Consider the following 22,919-nt stretch of genomic DNA (forward strand, 5'->3'; position numbering starts at 1 on the left):
GGCCCGTGTCCGATTTTGCACAATATGGTGCAATTCTGCCATCGCATGGACGACCGGACAAGCCGGCAGCGTCGGGGCGCCGAATGTGACGCGCCGTGTGACTGCCCGACGGGCAATTCAGCAATACCTGTCAATTCGGACAAACCATGTCGCGAGAATGCGGGCGTATGACTCACAAACCGTGCCGCACACTCACTGTCGTCCCGGCGAAGGCCGGGTCCCAAAACCACCGACGGTGATCGTTACGCGCGATTGCAACGACGGGTCCCGCCTGCAACATCCGCCGCGGCGTATGGGTCCCGGGCTTCGCCGGGACGACAGATGTATATGCGGGCCGTTCGCCGTGCGCCCTGTTCACATCACCCGCACAAATCTGCGAAAGGCCGGCGCGCCGGTCATCGCCTCGAAGGCGGCGTCGCGTTTCTCTTCGGCGTAGGCGAATCCGGCCTTGGCGTAGCAGCGTTCGGCGGCGTCATTGCCGATCAGGAACGAGATCGATGCCTGCGCGTAACCGGCCGCCTTGCCGTCGGCGAGTGCGCGGCGGATCAAGTCCTGCACCAGACCGCCGCTGCGATGCGACACTTGTCGGGCGACGTGCTCGATCAGCCAGTCGCCCTCGCCGCCTTGCACCCAGCAGTTACGGGCATAGCCGCCGCGCGCGACGATGGCATCGGCATCCATGCCGGTCTCCGCCGCGACCTCCTCGATCGCCGCACGTGCCGCGACGACGGTTCCGGATGCCGGCATCGCGCACAGCGCGGCGGCCGGCGCGCCATCGACTTCAGCGATCAGGAAATGGGCGACGTGATACCATGACCGCACCCGCGCCACGGCGAGCCGCGTCATGAACGCCAGGCATTCCGCCTCGCCCCGGTCGAGCGCGATGTCGAACCAGCCGCGCGGCAACGGGCCGCGCTGCGCGGCCAGGACGGTGCGGGCGATGAAGCCGGCGTCGTCGGATCGTGCGGGACGGATCGAGGATCGTCCCGCGCCGATCATCTCAGGTGTTCTTCAGCGCGACGCGGAATTCGGCCTCGGTCTTGGCCTTGACCTCGTCGAGCGTGACGCCGTCGGCAAGCTCGATCAGCGCCATGCCGTCCTTGCCGTGCTTGTCGATGGTGAACACCGCAAGGTCGGTGACCACCATGTCGACCACGCGCTCGCCGGTCAGCGGCAGGTTGCACTGCTTGAGCAGCTTCGGGCCGTCCTTGGCGGAATGCTCCATCACCACCACGACACGCTTGACGCCGGCGACGAGGTCCATGGCGCCGCCCATGCCCTTCACCATCTTGCCGGGGATCATCCAGTTGGCGAGGTCGCCGTTCTGCGCCACCTGCATGGCGCCGAGGATCGACAGATCGATATGGCCGCCGCGCACCATGCCGAAGGAATCGGCCGAGGAGAAATAGCTGGTCGAGGGCAGCTCGCTCACGGTCTGCTTGCCGGCGTTGATCAGGTCGGCGTCGACTTCGTCCTCATAGGGGAACGGGCCCATGCCGAGCATGCCGTTCTCGCTCTGCAGGCTGACGTCGATGCCGTCGGGAATGTAGTTCGAGACCAGCGTCGGAATGCCGATGCCGAGATTGACGTAATAGCCGTCGCGCAACTCCTTGGCGGCGCGGGCGGCCATCTGTTCACGGGTCCAGGCCATGTGGCTCTCCTGAAGAATTGGGTTTTAGGCGGCGGGCCGCGGACGGGTGTTGCGGAACTCGATCCGCTTCTTGCCGGTCCCGACCTCGATGATGCGTTTGACGAAGATGCCGGGGGTGTGGATGTGGTCCGGATCGATCTCGCCGGCCGGCACCAGGTGCTCGACCTCGGCGACGGTGACCTTCGCCGCGGTGGCCATCATCGGGTTAAAGTTGCGCGCGGTCTTGCGGTAGACGAGGTTGCCGGCGGTGTCACCCTTCCAGGCATGGACGATGGCGACGTCGGCGAACAGGCCGCGCTCCATGATGTACTTCTCGCCGTCGAATTCCTTCACTTCCTTGCCCTCGGCGATCAGCGTGCCGACGCCGGTCTTGGTGTAGAAGGCCGGGATTCCGGCGCCGCCGGCGCGGATGCGCTCGGCCAGCGTGCCCTGCGGGTTGAACTCGAGCTCGAGCTCGCCGGCGAGATATTGCTGGGCGAACAGCTTGTTCTCGCCGACATAGGACGAGATCATCTTCTTGATCTGGCGCGTCTCCAGCAGCCGGCTGAGGCCAATGCCGTCGACGCCGGCATTGTTGGAGACGACGGTGAGGCCCTTGACGCCGGAGTCGCGGATCGCGTCCGACAGGGTTTCGGCGATGCCGCAGAGGCCGAAGCCGCCCGACATGATCATCATGCCGTCCTTGAGGAGACCATCGAGTGCCGATTTGGCGTCGGGATAAACTTTGTTCATGCAGCGAATACCTGATGGAGGGCGCGGAACGGCTGTGGCAAAGCGGATTATTAGGCGAAATCTTCGCAGTGCGTCAATCACGGCCGGGTGCGGCGACGGGCGGCGGCCTGCGGCAATCAACATGGCCTTGAAAGCGACAAGAAAACCCTTCAAGTTGCGTGGGTTGGCAGGGGCCTCCGGCGAGAGCCCGCTGTGTTCGACGACGACTCGACAAAACTCAACCCGACCCGGATATGTCATTGACGATGGCCCAAGGAATTAAGCGCCTGGGGATGCCGATCGCGGCGCTTTTCGGCCTGGCGCTGGTCGGGCTGGTCGGAACGTCGTGGTTCCTCAACCGGGACGCGTTGCAGCGCGCGGTGGAGGCGCAGATTCGCGCCGTGACCGGGCTCGAGCTCGTCGTCAACGGCCCGATCGACGTCTCGGTTTTTCCGGGCAGCTACGTCTCCTTTCATAATGTCGGGCTGAAGGGCGCCGATACCATCGGTCCCGCCCTGCAGGTCGACGTGCTGACCGCCAATCTGCGCCTGCTGCCGCTGTTGCTGCGGCGGTTCGAGATTGCCGATGTCATGATGCTCCGCCCGCATATCCATGTGGTCCGCGACGGCGCCGGCGAGAGCAATTGGACGCCGTTCGTCGAGACCATCGCCAAGGCGATGACGCCCGGCGCCGAGAACCAGGTGTCGTTCTCCGAAATCCGGATCCAGGACGGCGAGCTGAACTACCAGGACGGCACCAACAACATCTCCGAACAGCTCGGCGATATCGACCTGTCGCTGGCCTGGCCCTCGATCTCGCGCTCCTTTGCCGCAACCGGCCAGTTCGACTGGCGCGGCGAACGCGTCGACGGCTCGATCAGCGCCAGCGACTTCGTCGCGCTGCTGTCGGGCGACCGCTCCGGCCTGAAGGCGCGGCTCGCCAGCGCGCCGCTGAAGGTTGCTTTCGACGGAACCGTTGCCAACCGCACCAGCCTGATGATGGAAGGCGTCGCCACCATGGACAGCCCGTCGCTGCGCAACGCGTTGCGCTGGATGGGACAGGCCCCGCCCGGCGGCGGTGGCGGCTTCGGCCGCTTCGCGCTGAAGGCCCGCGCCAATGTGGTCGGCGGCTCGGTCGCACTCACCAATGTCAATGTCGAGCTCGACGGCAACGTCGCCGAGGGCGTGATGACCTACGCCAATAACGGCCGGCAGACGCTGCAGGCGACGCTTGCCGCCGGCAATCTCGATTTCACGCCCTACATCTCGACGTTCCGCCTGCTGGCCAGCGGCCAGCGCGACTGGAACAGGCAGCTGTTCGACCTCTCCTCGCTGTCGTCGACCGATCTCGACATGCGCCTGTCGGCGGCCAAGGTGACGGTCGGCCCGTCCAAGCTCGGCCGCACCGCGTTCGGCGCCAATCTGCGCGGCGGCGCGCTGGCGCTCAGCGTCGGTGAGGCGCAGATGTATGGCGGCATCGCCAAGGGCTCGTTCGCGATCGCGCGCTCGGATGCGGTCGCCGACGTCAGAGCGCAATTCCAGTTCACCGATGTCGATTTGCAGGCCTGCGCCAGCGAATTGTTCGGCATCAACAAGCTATCCGGCCGCGGCAACCTCAACGTCTCGCTGACGGCCTCGGGCTCGAGCCCGTTCGGGCTCGCCTCGTCGCTCGACGGCACCGCGACGCTGAACGGGCACGACGGCGCGATCGCGGGCTTCAATGTCGAGCAGTTGTTGAAGCGGCTGGAGAAGCGGCCGCTGTCCGGCGGCGGCAATTTCCGCTCCGGCTCGACGCCCTACGACAATCTCAGCATCTCGGTGAAATTCGCCGACGGCGTCGCGACCGCCGACGACATTCATGTCGAAAGCCCAACGGCGAAGATCACGCTGACCGGCACGGCCTCGGTGCCGTCGCGCGAATACGATCTCAAGGGCGTCGCCAGCCTGACCTCGGCATCGGCCGGCGGCAACGGTTTCGATCTGCCCTTCGTGATCCAGGGGCCGTGGGACGATCCGCTGATCTTCCCCGATCCGGAAAGCCTGATCCGCCGCTCGCCGGCCTCCGCCCCGCTGCTCGATGCGGTGAAGGATCGCAAGACCCGCGACGCGGTGCGCTCGGTGATCGAGCGCTTCACCGGCGGCGCCGCGCGGCCCGCGGCGGCGCCCGATGCCGCGGCAGGCGCGCCCGGCAGCGCACCGGCGGCGTCGGCCGAGAATGCGAAGTCGAACTGATCGAATCCATTCACTTTGCGCATCGATGCACCGGGACCGATCCACGCGCTCGCCGCAAACCCCTACGCAAGTCGGCGGCGCGACATCTTTATCGGGTCACGGGCATGCGCTAGTGTTTTCTCCAACCGGTTAAAAACCGGCCTCATGAGGGAGAACAACGTGAGATCCAAGGTTATCGGTGCGCTATCAATTGCGGTCGCCGCGGTCGGCCTGTTCGCCGCAACTGCACCCGCTCTGGCCCAGGGCAAGACGATCACCGTCTGGTGGGGCAAGGGATTTTACAAATCCGAAGACGACGCGCTGCTCGAGACGATCAAGAAATTCGAAGCCAAGACCGGCATCAAGGTCGAACTGTCGCAATACGCGATCCAGGACATGATTCCGAAGACGGTCGCCGCGCTCGATTCCGGCACCGTGCCCGACGTCGCCTATTCCGACTCCTACGACGTGCAGGCGCAGGGCAAATGGGCCTATGAGGGCAAGCTCGAGGATCTCTCCGACATCCTGCTGCCGATGAAGGATGCGTTCGCGCCGAACACGCTGGAGACGGCGCTGCTCTACAATGACGTCGCCAAGAAGAAGGCCTATTACGGCTTCCCGCTGAAGCAGCAGAGCATGCACGTCCAGATCTGGGGCGACATGCTCGAGAAGGCGGGCTTCAAGGCCGCCGACATCCCGACCAAGTGGGAGGACTACTGGTCGTTCTGGTGCGACAAGGTGCAGCCGGCGATCCGCAAGGCGACCGGCCAGCGCATCTACGGCGTCGGCCAGCCGATGGGCGTGGAATCCACCGACTCGTTCCAGTCGTTCTACACCTTCATGGACGCCTACCACGTCAAGCTGGTCGACGACGACGGCAAGCTTCTGGTCGACGATCCCAAGGTGCGCGAGGGGTTGATTCACGCGCTGAAGGACTACACCGACACCTACATCAAGGGCTGCTCGCCGCCCTCCTCCACGACCTGGAAGGATCCGGACAACAACGTTGCCTTCCACAACAAGACGATCGTGATGACCCACAACTTCACGATCTCGATCGCGGCGAAGTGGTTCGAGGATTCCACCAACCCGGCGCTGACCGACGCGCAGCGCGCTGCCGGCAAGCAGGCCTATGAGCAGGACATCATCACCGCGTCCTTCCCGAAGGCGCCGGACGGATCGACGATCCGATACCGCTCCGACGTCAAGACCGGGTTGATCTTCGCCAACGCCAAGAACAAGGCGGAAGGCAAGCAGTTCATTGCCTTCCTGATGCAGGAAGACAATTTGCGGCCCTATGTCGAGGGCGCGCTCGGCCGCTGGTTCCCGGTGACCAAGGCAAGCCAGGCGAGCCCGTTCTGGCAGGCTGACCGGCATCGCAAGGCGGTCTACAATCAGTTCACCGGCGGTACCGCGCCGTTCGACTTTACCAAGAACTGGAAGTTCACCATCCTGAACAACGAGAACGTCTGGGCCAAGGCCATGAACCGCGTGGTCAGCGAGAAGGTGCCGGTCGACAAGGCCGTCGACGAACTGATCGCCCGCATCAAGCAGGTGGCGGGGTAGACGTTGCGAGACCGGCCGCCGCGGCCATATGTATCCGTCGTCCCTGCGAAAGCAGGGACCCATACGCCGCGGCGGTCATTTGAAAGGTGCTGGTCACCGGCTTTCGTGCAACAACGAAGGCCGGTGGTTATGGGTCCCTGCTTTCGCAGGGACGACAGCGTAGGCGCAGGCGGTAGCTTGCTCAAAGAGTAACCGAATGGCGATCACACTCTCCGCATCCGATGTCCCCTCGCCGCCGTTGTCGGCGCGGCTGTCGCCGCCGCAGGTCTGGGGCATTGTGCTGCTCGCGCCCTATCTGCTCGTCTTCCTCGCCTTCGTGGTCTATCCGGTCGGCTACGGCCTGTGGCTGGCGCGCCATCCGGCGAGCTATGTCGCGCTCTATCATGACCCGATCTTCGCGCGCGCGGCGGTCAACACGCTGATCTTCCTGGTCATCGGCATCAACATCAAGATGCTGATCGCGCTGTTCCTGTCCGGCTTCTTCGCCCAGCAGCGGCCCTGGATCAGGTGGCTGTCGGTCATCTTCATCCTGCCCTGGGCGGTGCCCTCGATCCCGACCATCCTGTCGGTGCGCTTCATGCTCAACCCGGAATGGGGCGTGGTCAACCAGCTGATCTTCAAGTTCACCGGCGACGACGGCCCGAACTGGCTGAACGATCCGTCGGTCGCATTGGCGATGGCGATCGGCGTGCACATCTGGAAGTCGCTGCCGTTCTGGACGCTGATCCTGCTGACCGGACGGCTCGCCATCTCGCACGATCTGTACGAGGCCTCCGACGTCGACGGCGCCAATTGGTGGCAGAAATTCCGCTACATCACCTGGCCGTCGATGCAGACGCTCTACGTCACCTGCACGCTGCTCTCGATGATCTGGACGCTCGGCGACTTCAACAGCGTCTATTTGCTCACCGGCGGCGGCCCCGCCGACCTCACCCACGTGCTGTCGACTCTCGGCATCCGCTATCTGCGCCTCGACCAGCTCTCGCTGGCGATGGCCTCGATCGTCTGCGCGATGCCGTTCGTGCTGCCGCTGGTCTATTTCATGATGAAACGGTTGTCGCGATGAAGCTGCCCACCCTCCGCGAAGTCGGCACCGAAGCCAAGCTGCTCCTGATCGGCATCCCGGTCTTCATCTGGACCATGATCCCGATCTACCACATGTTCGTGTTCGCGATCTCGCCGAAGGAGGACGCGTTCTCCGGCAAGCTGTGGCCGGCGCATCCGACGCTGCACAATTTCGAGATCGTGTTCAACCAGCAGCACTACTTCCTGCGCGACTTCTGGATCCAGTTCTGGAATTCGACCGTGATCGCGCTCGCGGTCGGCGCGCTGACGCTGTTCGTGGCCACCGCCGCCGCGTTCTCGATCTCGCGGCTGCGCGTGCCGGGCGGCCGCGCCGTCATGAACATGGCGCTGTTCACCTACTTCATCCCGGCCGCGTTCCTCGCCGTGCCGATGTACCGCACCATGGGCAATTACGGCCTGCTCAACAATCACTGGTCGCTGATTCTCGCGATGGTGACGATCGCCGCGCCCTACGCGATCTGGGTCCTGAAGCAGGCCTCCGACAAGCTGCCGGTCGAGCTCGACGAGGCCGCGACGATGGACGGCGCCACCACGCTTCAGCTGTTCCGCCTGGTCTATGTGCCGCTGATGATGCCCTCGCTGGTCGCGGTCGGCACCTATGCGATCCTGCTCGCGTGGAACGAATATCTCTACGCGTTCCTGCTGCTGTCGAAGGACACCGACATCACGCTGCCGGTCGCACTCGGCAACTTCCTCGCCGCCGACGACTCACCGTGGGAGCTGTTGATGACCACCGGCTTCATCTACGCGCTGCCGCCGGCCGCGGTCTATTACGCCTTCAAGCGCTACATGGTTGGCGGGCTGACCGCAGGCGCGGTGAAGTCTTGATGCGCCAGAGCGTTTTCTAGCGAAGTAGACGCTCCCATCACGTTCGCGGTGCCCGCAAGTTCTCTCTCCTCATTGCGCCAGCAACTGACGTGAGGTGGGCACACTGCCCAAGCTCCCTCCCCCCTTGCGGGGGGAGGGAGCCCTTCCGCCAGTGGCTCCCTTGCACAGGGATGTTTCGAGCAAGGAAAGAGCGTCGAAACGAGAGTCTACAGCGGCGCGGCGCTCTCGCCGCGCGCGCTCGACAGTTTCGAGGCGAACGAGGCGACCACGATGATCACGGCGATCAGCGCGATCACCAGCGTGCAGATCGCGTTGATCTCCGGCTTCACGCCGAGCCGGACCTCGGAATAGATCCGGATCGGTAGCGTCGCCGAGCCCGGACCGGTGGTGAAGCTCGCGATCACGACGTCGTCGAGCGACAGCGTGAAGGCCAGCATCCACCCCGCCACGATCGCCGGCACGATCAGCGGCAGCGTCACCAGGAGGAACGCGCGCACCGGATCGCAGCCGAGGTCCATCGCGGCCTCCTCCAGGCTGCGGTCGAGCGTGGAGAGGCGCGACTGCACCACGACCGTGACGAAGCACATCGTCAGCGTGGTGTGGGCGATCGTCACCGTCCAGAACCCGCGCTCGGCGTTGAGCGCGACGAACAGCAGCAGCAGCGACAGGCCGGATATCACCTCCGGCATCACCAGCGGCGAATACAGCATGCCCGAGAACAGCGCGCGCCCCCGGAACCGCTCGCCGCGCGCCAGCCCGATCGCCGCCAGCGTGCCCAGCAGTGTCGCCAGCGTCGCCGACACCGCGGCGACCGACAGGCTCATCCACGCCGCCTCCAGCATGGCGCGGTCGCCAAAGAACTCGCGGTACCAGCGCAGCGACCAGCCGCCCCACACCGTCACCAGCCGCGAGGCGTTGAACGAGTAGATCACGAGGATGACGATCGGCAGATAGAGGAACGCCAGCCCGAGCGCCAGCGACGTCATGTTGAAGCGGGTGAGGCGGGTCGCGGTGCGCGCCATCAGCGGCCCGCCTCCAGCTGCCGCCGCTGCAGGCGGTCGTAGAGTACGAGTGGCGGCACCAGCAGCAGCAACAAGGCGACCGCGGCGGCCGATGCGACCGGCCAGTCCTTGTTGGTGAAGAACTCGAGCCACAGCGTCTGCCCGATCATCAGCGAATTGGAGCCCGCGAGCAGGTCGGGGATCACGAACTCGCCGACGATCGGAATGAAGCAGAGCAGCGCGCCGGCGCCGACGCCGGGCAGCGACAGCGGGAACGTCACCAGCCAGAACGCCTGCAGCGGCGAGGCGCCGAGATCGCCCGCGGCCTCCAGCAGCGACGCGTCCATCCTGGAGAGCGTCGCATAGAGCGGCAGGATCATGAACGGCAGATAGGAATACACGATGCCGAGATACATCGCGCTGTCGGTCGACAGCCAGACCACCGGCGCGGACACGATGTGCAGCGCCAGCAGGATCTGGTTGAGCAGGCCGTCATGCTGCAGGATGTTGATCCAGGCATAGATGCGGATCAGGAACGAGGTCCAGAACGGCACGATGACCAGCATCATCGCGACGCCCTGCCAGCGCTGCGGCAACCGCGCCATGCCATAGGCGATGGGATAGCCGATCAAGAGCAGGATCAAGGTCGAGGTCACGGCGACGACGAGGCTGCGCAGATAGGACAGGATGTAGAGATTGTCCTGCAACAGCAGTCGGAAATTGTCGAACGACAGTTGCGCCAAGGCCGCGAGCGCGGCGCGGCCCTCGCTGAAATCGAACACCGGCGTATAGGGCGGCTGCGCGATCGCGGTTTGCGACAGGCTGATCTTCAGCACGAAGCCGAACGGCACCAGGAAGAACAGCACCATCCACAGATAGGGCGCGATCGCGGCGAGCCGCGCCGGCCGGGCGAAGATGCGGCGCGCACTCATTGCTCGAGCACCAGGCAATCGTCGGCGGTGAACCAAGCCACCACCCGCTGGCCGGCGAGATAGGCATCGACATCGAGCCGCGCGGTGTTGGCCATCGACGCGCGCAGCACCGCGCCGGTCTCCAGCTTCACCCGGTAGCTGGTCACACCGCCGAGATAGTTGACGTCGGTGACGACGCCCTCCAGCCAGTTGATCGTTTGCGACGCGCCCCCGTCCGTTGCCGGCGCGCGGCGCGACAGCTTCACCTTCTCGGGGCGGATCGCGACGGCGACCTGCCTGGTCACCGGTGGCCACAGCTCGCTGACCGCCAGCCTGCCCGCATCAGCGGTCGCGACCGTCAGGCGCCCATTCTCGCGGGCCGTAACCTCGCCGTTGAACAGATTGATGTCGCCGACGAACTCGGCGATCCAGCGCGAGGCCGGCGCCTCGTAGAGATTGCGCGGGGTGGCGACCTGGACCAGACGTCCGGCATCCATCACGCCGATCCGGCCGGCCATCGTCATCGCCTCCTCCTGATCGTGGGTCACGATGATGAAGGTCATGCCGAGCCGGCGCTGCAGCTCCATCAGCTCTCCTTGCGTGCTCTCGCGCAGCTTCTTGTCGAGCGCCGCGAGCGGCTCGTCGAGCAGCAGCACCTGCGGGCGCCGCGCCAGCGAGCGCGCCAGCGCGACGCGCTGCCGCTGTCCGCCGGAGAGCTGGTCGGGCTTGCGCTTCTCCATCCCCTCGAGCTTGACGAGGGCCACCATCTCGGCCACGCGGGTCGCGATGTCGCCGCGCGCCATGCCGGCGCGCTTCAGGCCGAAGGCGATGTTGTCGCGCACCGACAGATGCGGAAACAGCGCGTAGTTCTGGAACATCATGTTGACGGGCCGCTCGTGCGGCAGCACCTGGGCGATGTCGCTGCCGCCGAGCAGGATGCGGCCCGCGTCCGGCGTCTCGAAGCCCGCGAGCATGCGCAGCAGCGTGGTCTTGCCGCAGCCGCTCGGGCCGAGCAGCGCGAAGAATTCGCCGGCGCGGATATCGAGCGAGAGCTTGTCGACCGCGCGAAAATTGCCGAACGACTTGGCGACACCCTCGATCCGCAGCAGCGGCATGTCCGAGACGGCCGGTTCAGGCAACCGCCTTGCCGCCTCCGCACTCGCTTCGCCCGATGTCACGTCCGTCAGCCCCGATTCCCCGTAAGGTCCGATTCTGGCGGCAAGCTAGCGGTGGATCGCCACCGGCTCAACCGCCTCACGGACATCTCCCGCAATATTGTCGGCGTCCGCGCCTCTGCTAAAGCATTTTCGAGCGAAGTGGAAACCGGTTCACGTAGCAATCAAGTTTACGCAGATTGCGTAGACTTATCTGCGGTAGAAAACGCGTCAAAACAAAAAGCCAGAGCTTCGGTTCTGATTCAATCAGAACCGAGAATGCTCTAGACTTCGCAGCCAAATCCGGGAGGGCAACCGATGATTCACGACCGCTACGGCCTGCCGCTGACCACCACCTCGGACCGCGCTGCCGCCTACTATGTCGACGGCGTCGATCGCATGCTGGCGGCGCTGCACGGCGCCGATGCGGCGTTCGAGGCGGCGATCGCCGAGGACCCCGCTTTCGCGCTGGCCCATATCGGCCGCGCCCGCGTGCACCAGCTCAACATGGAAGGCGCCAAGGCCCGCGCCAAGGCGGCCGATGCACGGCAGCTGGCCACGGCCACAAGCCCGCGCGAGCGCCAGCACATCGAGATCATGGCGTCGGCGATCGAGGGGCAGCCCAGGAAGGCGATGACATCGGCCGAACAGCATCTCGGCGAATATCCGCGCGATGCGCAAGTGCTGTCGCTGCTGCTCGGCGCCTTCGGCCTCTACGCCTTCTCCGGCCGGGCCGACCATGACGCCGCGCGGCTCGCGATCTCCGAACGCTATATCGGCGACTATGGCGACGATTGGTGGTTCCTCACCTATCTCGGCTGGTCGAAGACCGAGGCCGGCGACGTCATCTCGGGCCGTGCCATCACCGAGCGCGGCTACGCGCTGAAGCCGGAGAATGCCGGCGCCGCGCACGCCGTGGCGCATGCGCTGTTCGAGCAGGGCGACGGGGCGGAAGGCCGCAGCTTCCTCTCCGCGTGGCTGCCGGCAAACGATCGCACCAGCTTCCTGCAGGGCCATCTCGCCTGGCACCTCGCCTTGATCGCGATCGAGGAAGGCGACGCCGACGGCGCGCTCGACATCTACGAGCAGCACATCAAGCCGGCGGGCCGGCCCTATCCGCCGCTCAATATCTTTACAGACACGGCCTCGCTGCTGTGGCGGCTGTCGGTCGCCGGCAAGACCGGCCTGGAACAGTACTGGAAGGAGGTCGCCGCTTATGGCGACGGCTACTTTCCGAAGGCCGGCGTGCATTTCGCCGACGTGCACCACGCGCTGGTCGCGGCCACGACCGACAATGGCGCACTGGAGGCGCGGCTGGCCGAGATGGCCGCGCGCGACGCCGACGGACGGTTGGCGCCCGGCCCTGCCGCGATCGGGCTGGGACGTGGGATCGCGGCCTTCGCCGCCGGCGACCACCACGACGCCGTGCGCATCCTTGCGCCGCTGATGCCCGAGCTGGTGCGGATCGGCGGCAGCCACGCGCAGCGCGAATTATGGGAAGATACCTTCATCGTCGCCTGCCTGCGCGCCGGTCAGGGCCGGCAGGCAACGAGCCTGATCTCGGAGCGGCTGCATCGCCGTCCGTCCCGGCGGGACCTCGCCTGGTCACAAGAGGCTGCCCGGCAATAGCCGCTGCTGGAGCTACTCTCCTTCCCCCTGAAAGGGGGAAGGTCGGGATGGGGGGCGGCCACAAGCGACACCGGTCGTTGTGGAGCGAAGATCCCCACCCCTTTGCTCTTGCGCAAAAGCGACTTCCCCTTTGCAAGGGGAGGTTTGAGAGTCTCAATCCGCCTTCGCCATGAACGTCGCGAGCGCCTCGCAATCCGCTTGCGGCATGGTCAGCCCGAGCTTGGAGCGGCGCCACAAGATATCGTCCGGAAAGCGCGCCCATTCCCTGCGCATGAGGTAGCGCACCTCGGCGCCGGTCAGGTCGGGACCGAATGCCGGGCCGAGATCGGCCGTTTCCCTGGCGTCGCCCAGAACATCCCTGACGTTCAGCCCATAGGCGGCCACCAGCCGCCGCGCCTGCGCCTCGCCGAGGAAGCGCCAGCGGTCGCGGGCGATCTCGACCTCGGTTTCGAAGCGCTGCCAGGCGAATTCACCGCCCGGCAGCGACGCCGTTGCGGTCCAGCGCGGCGTCATCGGATAGAACCGCATGAACTCCGACACCGCCCGCTCGGCGCGGCGCCGCGCGGTGGTGACGTCGCCGCCGAAGATCGTGAGCAGCGGCGCCTTGCCGCGCCCGACATCGAGCAGCGCTGCGCCATCGCTCATGTGCCGGCGCGCGGGCGCGACGACGGAATTGGCGCCGGAGACGGTCCGCAACACGTCGACTGGAGCGATCTGCTCGCGAAAGTAGCGATTGGCCGCGTCGCAGAGATAGGCCACCTCGCGCACATCCATCGCAACAACCGCCGGATCGCCCTTGAAGGGATGACTGACGCTGCCGATCAGGGTGAAATCGCGCTCGTAGGGACTGGCGAAGATCAGCCGGCCGTCAGGGTTCTGAAACACATAGACGTTGTCGCAGTCGAACAGGCGGCGCACCACGATCTGGCTGATCTGCACGGTCGCAAGCTGAGGCGCGGGCACGCGCAGCACGGTGTCGGCGACCGAGGCGGTCCACGCACCGGTCGCGTTGACCAGCGCCCGCGCCGTGAGCACCCGCCGATAGCCTCGGTCGATCACGATGAGCCGCCAGGTTTCACTGCGCTCGGCCCGGGTCACGCGCGCGCCGGTGCGGATATCGGCGCCGCGCGCCGCGGCGTCGACGGCGGTGAGCACGACGAGCCGGGAATCGTCGACGACGCAGTCGGAATATTCGAACGCGGTTCCGAACGGCCGCTTCAGCGCATTGCCGACCGGATGGTGGGTGACATCGAGCGTCGCCGAGCGCGGCAGACCGCTGCGCGAAGCCAGCCGCTCGTAGAGCAGCAGCAACGACCGCAACTGCCACGGCGGCCGCTCCTCGGCATGCGACGGGATCACGAAGCGCACCGGCCGCACCAGATGCGGCGCGATGCGCAGCAACACGTCGCGTTCCCTCAGCGCCCTGCGGACGCGGAAGAACTCCCGCCGTTCCAGCCCGGCCAGATCGCCATGGACCAGCCGCGGCGAAGCCTGCGATGCGCCGGAACCGAGATCACCCTGCTCCAGCAGGATCACGCGCAGGCCGCGGCCGGCGGCGTCACGGGCCATGCTGGTGCCGTTCAGGCCACCGCCGATGATCGCGACGTCATAGTCCGCCATGCGCAACGCCTATCGCATTTCAATGCGAACGGAATACGTGGTCGCACCCAAATTGCGTCAGGGCGTGGCGCCGAACCACATGATGCCTGGGGGGAAGCGGTCTCACGGCCCATCCCACCTCTCCCGCTTGCGGGGCGAGCGTACGTTTGCAGGATTTCGGAATATTGGAATAATGGCCCTGAGTTGCCCGACGTGTCAAGTCGCCTGCTCGAACGCCGGCCGCCACCGGCTCCTTTGCATGGGGTTGTTTTCGATATTTTGGCAGCGCTCCTCCTGCGGCGGGCCCCGCAAGCGAGGCACACCGTTTTCGCGACGCTATCCTATCGGACTCCATCACGTGCTAGTCCGCACCGGCCGCGGCGAAGAAGCCTTCGGGTCCATCGACCTCGATCAGCGTCTTGCGTTCGATCACCCAGAACCGGTTGGCCACGGTCCGCACGAACTGGCGGTCGTGCGACACCAGGAGGCAGCTGGCCTGCTGTTCCATCAATTCGTCCTCCAGCGCCTCCTGGCCCTCGATGTCGAGGTGGTTGGTCGGCTCGTCGAGCAGATAGAAGTTCGGCTGGGTGAGCCGCAGCACTAGCATGCCGAGACGGGCCTTCTGCCCGCCCGACAGCCGCCCGATCGGTCGGGCCTGCATCTCGATCGAGAGCCCGGCACCGGCGAGCAGGCCGCGCGCCCGCTGATCGCCGACCTCGAAGCGCCGCGTCAGCATGCGCATCGGCGTGTCGCTATCGGCGAGATCGGCCAGTGCCTGGTCGCAATAGCCAAGCACCAATGACTCAGTGGCCCGGATCTCGGCCGGTGCCGTTCCGGCATCCTCGATCGCCAGCCGCAGGGCCGCGACGAAGCGCGTCTTGCCGGCGCCATTCGGCCCGAGCAGCGCAATCCGGTCGCCCTTGCAGATGAACTGCTGCCCGGTCCTGAACAACAGCCTGCCGTCGGGCGTGGCGATCCCGGCGTTGTTCAGCCTGACCAGAACCTTGGCATGGGTGTCGCGGTTGGCGAGCCGGATCGCTCCGGCCGAGCGTTCCAGATGCGCGGGCTTCGCCGTCTCCTCCAGCCTCTCGGCGCGCCGCTTCAATTGCCTGGTCTTCGACAGCAGGAGGTCGCTGCCGGAATTGATGCCGAGGTTGTTGAGCTTCGCGGCCTGCTGCCGGAGCTGCCGCACGGCCTTCATGTCGCGCCGATAGCGCCGCTCGTCCGAGGCATCGAATTCGTCGAGCGCCGCGCGCGCCGCGGTATAGGGCAGCGAGAACAGCTGCGACCGCTCCGGGCGCAGGAACAGCGTCCGGTTGGTCGTTGCATCGAGAAAGGCGCGATCGTGGCTTGCGATCACCACCGGCATCTCGCGCGGCAGCGCGTTCAGCCAGGCCTCAAGCCGGCCGATCTTGGCGAGATCGAGATGGTTGGTCGGCTCGTCGAGCAGCAGCACATCGGGCTCGGTCACCAGCACGCGGGCGAGCACCGCAAGCCGCAGCCAGCCGCCGCTCAGCTGCTTCAGCGGTCTCGTCCACAGCTCCTCCGGCACCTCGAGCGATTGCAGGGCGACGTCGACCCGCCAGCCCTCGCTGGCGCGCTGCTCGCCGGGAAGCGCCTCGAGCACAGCGATATGGAACGGCGTATCCAGCAGCCTCAGTGGCGCATTCTGCTCGACATGGCCGACGGTCAGCCCGCGCGCGCGGGTGATGTCGCCCGCGTTGGGCTCCATTCGGCCCGCGATACAGCGCAGCAGCGTGGACTTGCCGCGGCCGTTGGCGGCCACCAGGGCGATGCGGTCGCCGGCATTGACGACAAAATTCAGTTCGGAAAACAGCGGCGCGTTCAGCGTCACGCCGAGATTGCGGACATTGATGAGGGTCACGATCATTCTCTGGTCTTGCCGGCCATCGCGACATCCCCGGGCATGCCAGCATGCCCTTGGGCATCCAGCCATCGGATGTGCGTGTCGAAGCGCGGCGAGGGATTGATATGCGGGCACGAACGCTCAAGCGTTCGACGCCGCACGGCCACGAAGGGCAGACCAGGAAGAGATGTTGCGCGAGTTTCCGGTCAGCCCTGCAAACGCATCTGCAGGGCGTTGACGGGGCCACGCTTGAGGTGGGGATCGGTGTATCTCGCCACGACGCGGCCCTCCTTTCTCGGCTGAAATGATGTGGTGGGTCGAGATGTAGCCGGACGTGCAACGGATGGCAAGTACAGCCGGCCGGGCCGGCCCGACCATTCAGGCCAAATTACCCGGCTCTGCGCACGGTTTCGGCAAGATGGTCGCCGCCGACCAGCGCGGCAAATTGACCGATCGGGGCCGGCCGGCCGATCAGATAGCCCTGCACCGCGTCGCAGCCTTCTTCGGCGAGGAAGCCGAGCTGCGCCTCGGTCTCGACGCCTTCGGCGACGATCGACATTTCAAGGCCGTGGCCGAGATCGATCACCGCGCGTACGATCGCGGCCGATTGCGGGTTGCGGCCCAGATTGATGACGAAAGCGCGGTCGATCTTGATCTTGTCGAACGGAAACGCCTGCAGGTAGCTCAGCGAGGAATAGCCGCTGCCGAAATCATCCATCGAGATGCGGACGCCGAGCGCCTTCAGCCGCCGCAGCAGCGACAGGCCGCGGTCGAAATCCTCGATCAGCACGCCCTCGGTGATTTCGAGCTCGAGTCGGTCAGGCATGAGCCCGGTCTCGAGCAGGATCGAATGCACGAGACCGACGAGGTCACCATGGGTGAATTGCGCCGGCGACAGGTTCACCGCGACCTGCAGCGGGATCGCCCAGGAAGCCGCCTCGCGGCAGGCTTCGCGCAGAATCCATTCGCCCATCTCGACGATCAGGCCGCTTTCTTCCGCGAGCGGAATGAAGTCGCCGGGCGGCACGAAGCCGCGCACCGGATGGTGCCAGCGCGCCAGCGCCTCGAAGCCGATGATCCGGCTGGCCGCCACGCTGCCGCCCGCGGCGGCCTGCGGCTGGTAGTAGAGCGACAACTCGCCATTCTTGATCGCGACCGACAGCTCCTGGTGCAGCACGCGGCGATCACGGATCTGCTGATCCATCTCCGGTTCGAAGATCGAGATGGTGCCGCGCGACTTCGCCTTGGCGCGAAACAGCGCCGCGCCGGAATTGGCCAGCAGCGACGCCGCGTCGGATCCGTTGTCCGGAAACACCGCGATGCCGGTGGTGAGGCCGGTCCGCACCGACTTGCCGTCGATCAGGAAATCCTGCCCGAGCGCCTCGGCGGCCTGCTCGGCCAGTGCGATGCCGGCGACCGGCTGCTTGCCGTCGATGATGAGGCCGAATTCGTCGCCGGACAGCCGCGCCACCACGCCGCCGCGCGCCACGGTCTGCAAGCGCTGTGCGACCTCGATCAGCACCTTGTCGCCCATCGCGTGGCCATAGACGTCGTTGATCTCCTTCAGCCCGTCGAGATCGACGCAGAGCACCGCGAACTCCTCGTCGGTGCCGTCGCAGGCCTCGATCATCTGGGTCAGCGCCTGCAGGAAGGCGGCGCGGTTCGGCAGATCTGTCAGGCCGTCATGATAGGCCATGTGCGCCATGCGCGACTCGGTCTGGCGCCGGTCGGTGACGTCCTCATGGGTCTTGATCAGATATTGCGGCTCGCCGACATCGTCGAGCACGGTCATGCGGCGGGTCAGGAACAGCCGCAGGCCGTCCTTGGTCGAGATCGGATGCTCCTCGGCGATCATGCTGCGCTTCCTGATCGCGGCCTCGTCGCGGGCGATGATCAGCTTGGCTTCACGCGCATTGAAGATATCGGATGCGGTCAGGCCGGCGGCGTCCTCGCGGCGGCGATTGAGGATCGTCTCGGCACTGCGGTTGGCCAGGAGGTAGCGGCCGTCGCTGACCCGTTGCACGATCAGCGAGACCGGGATGTTGTCGACCACGAGCTCGAGGAATTTCTTGTTGTTCTCGAGCTCGCGCGACAGCGAGCGGCGGTCGGTGACGTCCTCGAACAGCGCGATCAGGAATTCCGGCTCGCCGGCCTCGTTGCGGGCGATCACGCGGTTGGAGGCGAGGATCCGCTTGTCCGAACCGCGTTCAACGACAAATTCGCTGCGATGATAGCCTTCCGCCGCGTTCAGCGCCGCGCGGTCGGCGGTGTCGATGCTCGCGGCGGTCTCGGGGCGGAAGATCTCGTCGGCGCGCTTGCCCACGATGTGATCGCGCGAGAAGCGCGAGAAGCGCTCGAAGGCGCGGTTGGCGAAGATGTAGCGGCCGTCCTCGATGTTCTTGGCCGCGACGCAGACCGGAACATTGTCGAGCACCGATTCCAGGAATTGCGTGGTGGAGGCGAGCTTGCGCGACAGCTTGCGCTGGTCGGTGCAATCGAGATGGGTCGCGACCGAGCCGCCGTTCGGCAGTGGAAAATACTTCACCAGCACCGACCTGCCGCCGGGCAGCTCGGTGACTAATCCCTCGGGCGCCGCGGCCCTGGCGAAGAAATCCTCGGCGCTGAGGTCGAGCACGCCGCGGTCGCGGCGCAGCTCGAGCAGCTCGGTGCCGGTCATGTTGCGCCGGATGTCGGCGCGCGACAGGCCGTAGATGTCGAGATAGCGGTCGTTGCAGAACACGATGCGCTCCTGCGCATCGGTCATCACCACGCCTTGGTTCAAATGGTTGAGTGCCGACGAGACGAAGGCGTTGCGCCGCAATTGCGCGCGCTTGGCCTTGCGCAACGCCGAGAGGATCCACAGCCCGACCGCGCCGAAAAACGACGCCACCACCACACTGCCGATCAGGAGCTCCCAGACCACGCCGGGATCGAGGCTGCCGAGATAGCTCGACGGCGCGAACGCACCGGTGCCGGCCCGGGCTGCAGCGCACGGCGCGACGGCGGCGATCAGGCAGAGCACGGCCCTTGCCGGAATCGAATTCTTCCCGCCCGCCTGCACCTTCCTGCCAGCCATCGATCACCCGCGGATTTCCGGGGCGAGTGTCCGGCTCCGGCGGTTTGGATCGGGTAAACGCGTACTGATGCAACCGGAAAATGCTGACTTAATTTATGGCAATTGCCCTGACATGATTAATGCTCCACTAACAGGGCATGGCTCCCAACTATTTGAGATGGCCCAAACACTTGCCTAATAAGCACTTGCCCAAAGCGACCGGATCGGCTGAACGATGCTGGCGGCAGCGGCCAGGGCGCGGCCGGGCGGAAATTTTCGGACCTGAAGGACGAGATGGACAGGGTTGATTGCGTGATCGTCGGTGCGGGGGTGATCGGCCTCGCGGTGGCGCGGCGGCTGGCACAGGCCGGCCGCGAAGTGATTGTGATCGAGGAGGCCGAGGGGATCGGCACGGTGACCTCGTCGCGAAACAGCGAGGTGATCCACGCCGGCATCTACTACCGCGCCGGCAGCCTGATGGCGCGGATGTGCGTCAGCGGCAAGCGGGCGCTTTACCGCTACTGCGCCGAGCACGGCGTCCCGCACAAGAATTGCGGCAAGCTGATCGTGGCCACAACGGCGGCGGATACCGAGAAGCTGCAGTCGATCCGCGCGCATGCAAAGGCCAATGGCGTCGACGACATGCAGCTGTTGTCCGGCGAGGCGGCGCGCGCCCTGGAGCCGGCGCTGAATTGCGACGCAGCGCTGCTGTCGCCCTCGACCGGGATCATCGACAGCCATGCCTACATGCTCGCGCTGCGCGGTGACGCCGAGGAGGCCGGGGCGGCGTTCGCCTTCCATACGCCGCTGCTCCACGCCAGGGCCACCGCCGACGGGTTCGAGATCGAGGCCGGCGGCGCGGCGCCGATGACGCTGGCCTGCGATCTCCTGGTCAATGCCGCCGGGCTCGGCGCGACGGCGGTCGCGCGCAACGTCGCGGGCATGCCGATCGAATTGATTCCAACGGCCTATTTGGCCAAGGGCAATTATTTCAGCTGCAGCGCCAGGGCGCCGTTCTCGCACCTGATCTACCCGGTGCCGGAACCCGGCGGGCTCGGCGTGCACCTGACGCTCGACTTGGCCGGACAGGCGAGGTTCGGACCCGACGTCCAATGGATCGATCACATCGATTACGCCGTCGACCCTGATCGGGCCGAGCGGTTCTATCCGGCGATCCGGAAATACTGGCCGGCCCTGCCGGACGGCGCGCTGATGCCGAGCTACTCGGGAATCCGCCCCAAGATCGTGCCGCCGGCAGTGGCGACGCAGGACTTCCTGATCCAGGGGCCCGCCGATCACGGCGTCGCCGGCCTGATCAACCTGTTCGGGATTGAATCGCCCGGACTGACGTCGTCGCTCGCGGTCGCCGACCATGTCGGCGAGTTGGCGGAACTCTGAGCAAATACAGTATGGCCTGCCGGGGGATGCGCGCGCACTCGGGCGTTCATCCCTCGGTGAAAGGCCAGGCTATTTGCTAATTTGCAGGGGGGCGGTCTAGTGGACCGTGTCGTCGGCGGACAGTCTCAACCGCTCGATTTGATCCTTGACCATCAACTTGCGGCGCTTCAGCTCGCAAATATGCAGGTCGTCTACGGAGGGGTGAACGAGCGCTTCGTGCAGTTCGTTCTCGAGTATTTTGTGTTTACGCTCCAGCTCAATGAGATGGGCCTGTATTGCCATTGCGAACACTCCTCGGTGCGTTAAACCTCAGGTTCGATCCGGACCGCCGAGTGTACACAAGTGGACGGCGCTGTCGATGGGAAACGCGAAATGCCGCACGCACTCATTTCGGTTTATCTGTAACCAATCGTGACAATGGAACCGGTCCGGCTTGCGCGGCGCGCGCGCAAGGAGGATATTCCGGCGAGCGGCGACTTCCGCCGCAACAACCTCATCGTGCTTATCAGTTAATATACAACCATGAACGATCAGGATGAGCGCGAACTAATCGCCGAGCTCGCGCGTCTGCAGCAAGAGCACCGCGACCTCGATGCCGCGATCGACGCGCTGCACCAGTCGCCGGCGCCGGATCTCTTGATGTTGCAACGCTTGAAGAAGCGGAAGCTGCAACTGCGCGATCGCATCGCCTTCATCGAAGACCAGATCACGCCCGACATCATCGCCTGACGCGCGTCGCGGCGCGGGCCTTCGCGGTTCGGCGCTTCCGGTTCAGGCCGGGCGGCGGTTTTCCCCGTCATCCACAGCACCTCACCGGCTTCACGTTCGCGGCAACGGACGCGAGGCGATTTCCCGCCGCTTGACTCTGTCGGAACAAAAAGAGAACATACCGACCCAGCCACCAGCCATCAGAGGGAGTTTCGCCATGTCCGCACCGCCTTCCCTGCCCGACAACAGCCGCTACGAGAAGGCCTGCGATCAGGCGATCGCGATGTGCGACGGCAACCTGCGCAGCACGATCAAGGCGCTGATCATGGCCAACGAATACCTGGAAGCCGAGCTTGAGGAATTGCAGGCCGCGATCACCGCCGGCTGCGTGCCGGCGCAGACCCGGGCGGCGAGCGACGCCGCCTGATCCTTGGCCCGATCCTTGGCCCGATCCTTGGCCTGATCCTTGGCCTGATCTTCAGGGAGCACAGCAATGGCCGATGTAACCTATTACGTGGCACTGCCCTTCATGCAGGACGATGACGGCACGCCGGTCGCCGGCAATGCCGAGGAATGCCAGAGCTCGGCGGTCGCGCTGCGCCGCGCGGAGACCATGTCGCGGATGCCCGGCAGCATCGGCGCCGTCGCGTTCAGCCGCACCGGCGATCCCGCGATCGGCGAATTCGGCGATGCCAAGCTGTTGCGGGCCTACGGCAATGTGCCGGAGGATCTGAGTGCGCTTTGATCGGCCCGGATCCTCTAGGATTCGTGGCGCCGCTGCGCCTTGCGCACATACATCGCACGGTCGGCCTCATCGAGAACGCGATCGATATCCGAATGCGCGGTGAGGATCGCAACGCCCGCGGAGGCACCTGCGGTGACCTGGCTGTCGCGGAACATGAAGGTCAACCGATCGATCGCCTCTTCCAGCGCAGCCGCCTTGGCGCGGGCATCGATCTCGCTGAGATTCCACAGCAGCACGGCGAACTCGTCGCCGCCGAGACGGCCGATCACATCGGAAGCGCGCACCTGATCCGATATCGCGGCAACGATCGCCTTCAGCACTTCGTCGCCGGCCGCGTGGCCGAAGGCATCGTTGATCGGCTTGAGGCGATCGACGTCGAGCACGATCAGCGCGCCGGAGGCCTGATAGCGCTTGATGAAGGAGAGCGAACGGGCGAGCTCGCGCTCAAATCCGCGCCGGTTCAGGATGTCGAGCAGGAAGTCGGTCTCGGCGGAGGCCTGCAGCTCCTCGATCCGGGCCTGTGCGCGCGCCAGCTGCGCCCGCAAGCTGCGGATCGTCGATTTGTCTCCGGATGCGACCGCGCCTCGCGTGGAAGCTTCGGTTCCGGCCCGTTTGGTTCCAGCCCGCTTGGCCCCAGTCTTGCCCGGCCCGGATTTGCGCGCGGCGGGCGCGCCTTTGGGTCGTTTCGCGGCCCCAGAGGCGGCCGCCGTCGTCTTCTTCTTCATGCGCATCCTTGTTGAGGCCTGCTTATGAAGGCTTGCCGGGATTCACCAAGACAGGATAGTCCATTCTAACTCCCT

General features: G+C 65.7%; 20 protein-coding genes. 9 read left to right on the forward strand and 11 right to left on the reverse strand.

The genetic code is table 11. The features are described from left to right. Positions 1-354 precede the first annotated feature (354 nt). From E2I15_RS22110 to E2I15_RS22120, 3 genes are read right to left on the reverse strand one after another with little or no spacing between them, the layout of a single operon-like run. Positions 355-999, reverse strand: coding sequence for an N-acetyltransferase (locus E2I15_RS22110; RefSeq protein ID WP_137478990.1), 645 nt, complete (start codon positions 997-999; stop codon positions 355-357). Position 1,000: 1 nt separating this feature from the next. After that, complete coding sequence (locus tag E2I15_RS22115; RefSeq protein WP_018268725.1) at positions 1,001-1,651, reverse strand: 3-oxoacid CoA-transferase subunit B; 651 nt, start codon at positions 1,649-1,651, stop codon at positions 1,001-1,003. 24 nt (positions 1,652-1,675) lie between these two features. Further along, positions 1,676-2,383 (reverse strand): CoA transferase subunit A, encoded by a 708-nt coding sequence (locus tag E2I15_RS22120; RefSeq protein ID WP_092123538.1) that lies wholly within the window; start codon positions 2,381-2,383, stop codon positions 1,676-1,678. Positions 2,384-2,628: 245 nt separating this feature from the next. Here E2I15_RS22120 and E2I15_RS22125 point away from each other — a divergent pair, with 245 nt between their 5' ends. The 4 genes from E2I15_RS22125 to E2I15_RS22140 all read left to right on the forward strand — a co-directional run bounded on the left by E2I15_RS22125 (position 2,629) and on the right by E2I15_RS22140 (position 8,052). Further along, positions 2,629-4,593 (forward strand): AsmA family protein, encoded by a 1,965-nt coding sequence (locus tag E2I15_RS22125; RefSeq protein ID WP_069280107.1) that lies wholly within the window; start codon positions 2,629-2,631, stop codon positions 4,591-4,593. Between the two features lie 159 nt (positions 4,594-4,752). Then, the gene (locus E2I15_RS22130) at positions 4,753-6,138 is read left to right on the forward strand and encodes an ABC transporter substrate-binding protein (RefSeq protein WP_137478988.1); all 1,386 of its coding nucleotides are present in this window, start codon (positions 4,753-4,755) and stop codon (positions 6,136-6,138) included. A 196-nt stretch (positions 6,139-6,334) separates the two neighbouring features. Continuing rightward, on the forward strand, positions 6,335-7,204 hold the full coding sequence (locus tag E2I15_RS22135; protein ID WP_028340608.1) for a carbohydrate ABC transporter permease: 870 nt from the start codon (positions 6,335-6,337) through the stop codon (positions 7,202-7,204). Further along, entirely contained in the window at positions 7,201-8,052 is an 852-nt protein-coding gene (locus E2I15_RS22140; RefSeq protein WP_137478987.1) for a carbohydrate ABC transporter permease, read from the forward strand. Before E2I15_RS22135 ends, E2I15_RS22140 begins: the two co-directional genes overlap by 4 nt. A gap of 206 nt (positions 8,053-8,258) precedes the next feature. On the opposite strand, the gene E2I15_RS22145 is transcribed toward E2I15_RS22140, so the two are convergent. From E2I15_RS22145 to E2I15_RS22155, 3 genes are read right to left on the reverse strand one after another with little or no spacing between them, the layout of a single operon-like run. After that, positions 8,259-9,074, reverse strand: coding sequence for an ABC transporter permease (locus E2I15_RS22145; protein WP_137478986.1), 816 nt, complete (start codon positions 9,072-9,074; stop codon positions 8,259-8,261). After that, a complete protein-coding gene (locus tag E2I15_RS22150; protein ID WP_137478985.1) occupies positions 9,074-9,985 on the reverse strand; it encodes an ABC transporter permease in 912 nt (303 codons plus the stop codon). Before E2I15_RS22150 ends, E2I15_RS22145 begins: the two co-directional genes overlap by 1 nt. Then, positions 9,982-11,079 carry an ABC transporter ATP-binding protein gene (locus E2I15_RS22155; RefSeq protein ID WP_246668074.1) on the reverse strand — a complete coding sequence of 366 codons (1,098 nt, stop codon included), beginning with the start codon at positions 11,077-11,079 and terminating at the stop codon, positions 9,982-9,984. Before E2I15_RS22155 ends, E2I15_RS22150 begins: the two co-directional genes overlap by 4 nt. Before the next feature lie 438 nt (positions 11,080-11,517). Here E2I15_RS22155 and E2I15_RS22160 point away from each other — a divergent pair, with 438 nt between their 5' ends. After that, positions 11,518-12,747 carry a tetratricopeptide repeat protein gene (locus E2I15_RS22160; protein WP_137479083.1) on the forward strand — a complete coding sequence of 410 codons (1,230 nt, stop codon included), beginning with the start codon at positions 11,518-11,520 and terminating at the stop codon, positions 12,745-12,747. Between the two features lie 153 nt (positions 12,748-12,900). On the opposite strand, the gene E2I15_RS22165 is transcribed toward E2I15_RS22160, so the two are convergent. From E2I15_RS22165 to E2I15_RS22175, 3 genes are all read right to left on the reverse strand, one after another. Next, positions 12,901-14,367, reverse strand: a complete 1,467-nt coding sequence (locus E2I15_RS22165; protein ID WP_137478983.1) for a glycerol-3-phosphate dehydrogenase — start codon at positions 14,365-14,367, stop codon at positions 12,901-12,903. Positions 14,368-14,707: 340 nt separating this feature from the next. Then, positions 14,708-16,237 carry an ABC-F family ATP-binding cassette domain-containing protein gene (locus E2I15_RS22170; RefSeq protein WP_137478982.1) on the reverse strand — a complete coding sequence of 510 codons (1,530 nt, stop codon included), beginning with the start codon at positions 16,235-16,237 and terminating at the stop codon, positions 14,708-14,710. 364 nt (positions 16,238-16,601) lie between these two features. Next, the gene (locus E2I15_RS22175; protein ID WP_137478981.1) at positions 16,602-19,289 is read right to left on the reverse strand and encodes a sensor domain-containing protein; all 2,688 of its coding nucleotides are present in this window, start codon (positions 19,287-19,289) and stop codon (positions 16,602-16,604) included. 261 nt (positions 19,290-19,550) lie between these two features. Here E2I15_RS22175 and E2I15_RS22180 point away from each other — a divergent pair, with 261 nt between their 5' ends. Beyond that, entirely contained in the window at positions 19,551-20,666 is a 1,116-nt protein-coding gene (locus tag E2I15_RS22180; protein WP_338134467.1) for an NAD(P)/FAD-dependent oxidoreductase, read from the forward strand. 96 nt (positions 20,667-20,762) lie between these two features. Here E2I15_RS22180 and E2I15_RS22185 read toward each other — a convergent pair whose 3' ends face one another. Further along, a complete protein-coding gene (locus E2I15_RS22185) occupies positions 20,763-20,948 on the reverse strand; it encodes a YdcH family protein (RefSeq protein WP_016847370.1) in 186 nt (61 codons plus the stop codon). Positions 20,949-21,188: 240 nt separating this feature from the next. Between E2I15_RS22185 and E2I15_RS22190 the strand changes: the two genes are divergently transcribed. From E2I15_RS22190 to E2I15_RS22200, 3 genes are all read left to right on the forward strand, one after another. Beyond that, positions 21,189-21,395 carry a YdcH family protein gene (locus E2I15_RS22190; RefSeq protein ID WP_016847372.1) on the forward strand — a complete coding sequence of 69 codons (207 nt, stop codon included), beginning with the start codon at positions 21,189-21,191 and terminating at the stop codon, positions 21,393-21,395. A 196-nt stretch (positions 21,396-21,591) separates the two neighbouring features. Further along, the gene (locus E2I15_RS22195; protein ID WP_028336001.1) at positions 21,592-21,801 is read left to right on the forward strand and encodes a hypothetical protein; all 210 of its coding nucleotides are present in this window, start codon (positions 21,592-21,594) and stop codon (positions 21,799-21,801) included. A gap of 66 nt (positions 21,802-21,867) precedes the next feature. After that, positions 21,868-22,119 (forward strand): hypothetical protein, encoded by a 252-nt coding sequence (locus E2I15_RS22200; protein ID WP_018268738.1) that lies wholly within the window; start codon positions 21,868-21,870, stop codon positions 22,117-22,119. Between the two features lie 14 nt (positions 22,120-22,133). On the opposite strand, the gene E2I15_RS22205 is transcribed toward E2I15_RS22200, so the two are convergent. After that, positions 22,134-22,664 (reverse strand): GGDEF domain-containing protein, encoded by a 531-nt coding sequence (locus E2I15_RS22205; RefSeq protein WP_502707177.1) that lies wholly within the window; start codon positions 22,662-22,664, stop codon positions 22,134-22,136. Positions 22,665-22,919: the final 255 nt, after the last annotated feature.

The organism is Bradyrhizobium sp. BR2003 (assembly GCF_009720285.1).
GTDB lineage: Bacteria > Pseudomonadota > Alphaproteobacteria > Rhizobiales > Xanthobacteraceae > Bradyrhizobium > Bradyrhizobium elkanii.

Excerpts from the sequence above, each read along its gene's own strand:
- E2I15_RS22175 (WP_137478981.1), bottom strand. The coding sequence starts at position 19,289 with ATGGCTGGCAGGAAGGTGCAGGCGGGCGGGAAGAATTCGATTCCGGCA.
- E2I15_RS22150 (WP_137478985.1), bottom strand. The coding sequence starts at position 9,985 with ATGAGTGCGCGCCGCATCTTCGCCCGGCCGGCGCGGCTCGCCGCGATC.
- E2I15_RS22145 (WP_137478986.1), bottom strand. The coding sequence starts at position 9,074 with ATGGCGCGCACCGCGACCCGCCTCACCCGCTTCAACATGACGTCGCTG.
- E2I15_RS22185 (WP_016847370.1), bottom strand. The coding sequence starts at position 20,948 with ATGGCAATACAGGCCCATCTCATTGAGCTGGAGCGTAAACACAAAATA.
- E2I15_RS22160 (WP_137479083.1), top strand. The coding sequence starts at position 11,518 with ATGCTGGCGGCGCTGCACGGCGCCGATGCGGCGTTCGAGGCGGCGATC.
- E2I15_RS22125 (WP_069280107.1), top strand. The coding sequence starts at position 2,629 with ATGGCCCAAGGAATTAAGCGCCTGGGGATGCCGATCGCGGCGCTTTTC.
- E2I15_RS22135 (WP_028340608.1), top strand. The coding sequence starts at position 6,335 with ATGGCGATCACACTCTCCGCATCCGATGTCCCCTCGCCGCCGTTGTCG.
- E2I15_RS22155 (WP_246668074.1), bottom strand. The coding sequence starts at position 11,079 with ATGCCGCTGCTGCGGATCGAGGGTGTCGCCAAGTCGTTCGGCAATTTT.
- E2I15_RS22140 (WP_137478987.1), top strand. The coding sequence starts at position 7,201 with ATGAAGCTGCCCACCCTCCGCGAAGTCGGCACCGAAGCCAAGCTGCTC.
- E2I15_RS22200 (WP_018268738.1), top strand. The coding sequence starts at position 21,868 with ATGGCCGATGTAACCTATTACGTGGCACTGCCCTTCATGCAGGACGAT.
- E2I15_RS22115 (WP_018268725.1), bottom strand. The coding sequence starts at position 1,651 with ATGGCCTGGACCCGTGAACAGATGGCCGCCCGCGCCGCCAAGGAGTTG.
- E2I15_RS22195 (WP_028336001.1), top strand. The coding sequence starts at position 21,592 with ATGTCCGCACCGCCTTCCCTGCCCGACAACAGCCGCTACGAGAAGGCC.
- E2I15_RS22165 (WP_137478983.1), bottom strand. The coding sequence starts at position 14,367 with ATGGCGGACTATGACGTCGCGATCATCGGCGGTGGCCTGAACGGCACC.
- E2I15_RS22190 (WP_016847372.1), top strand. The coding sequence starts at position 21,189 with ATGAACGATCAGGATGAGCGCGAACTAATCGCCGAGCTCGCGCGTCTG.
- E2I15_RS22170 (WP_137478982.1), bottom strand. The coding sequence starts at position 16,237 with ATGATCGTGACCCTCATCAATGTCCGCAATCTCGGCGTGACGCTGAAC.
- E2I15_RS22110 (WP_137478990.1), bottom strand. The coding sequence starts at position 999 with ATGATCGGCGCGGGACGATCCTCGATCCGTCCCGCACGATCCGACGAC.
- E2I15_RS22120 (WP_092123538.1), bottom strand. The coding sequence starts at position 2,383 with ATGAACAAAGTTTATCCCGACGCCAAATCGGCACTCGATGGTCTCCTC.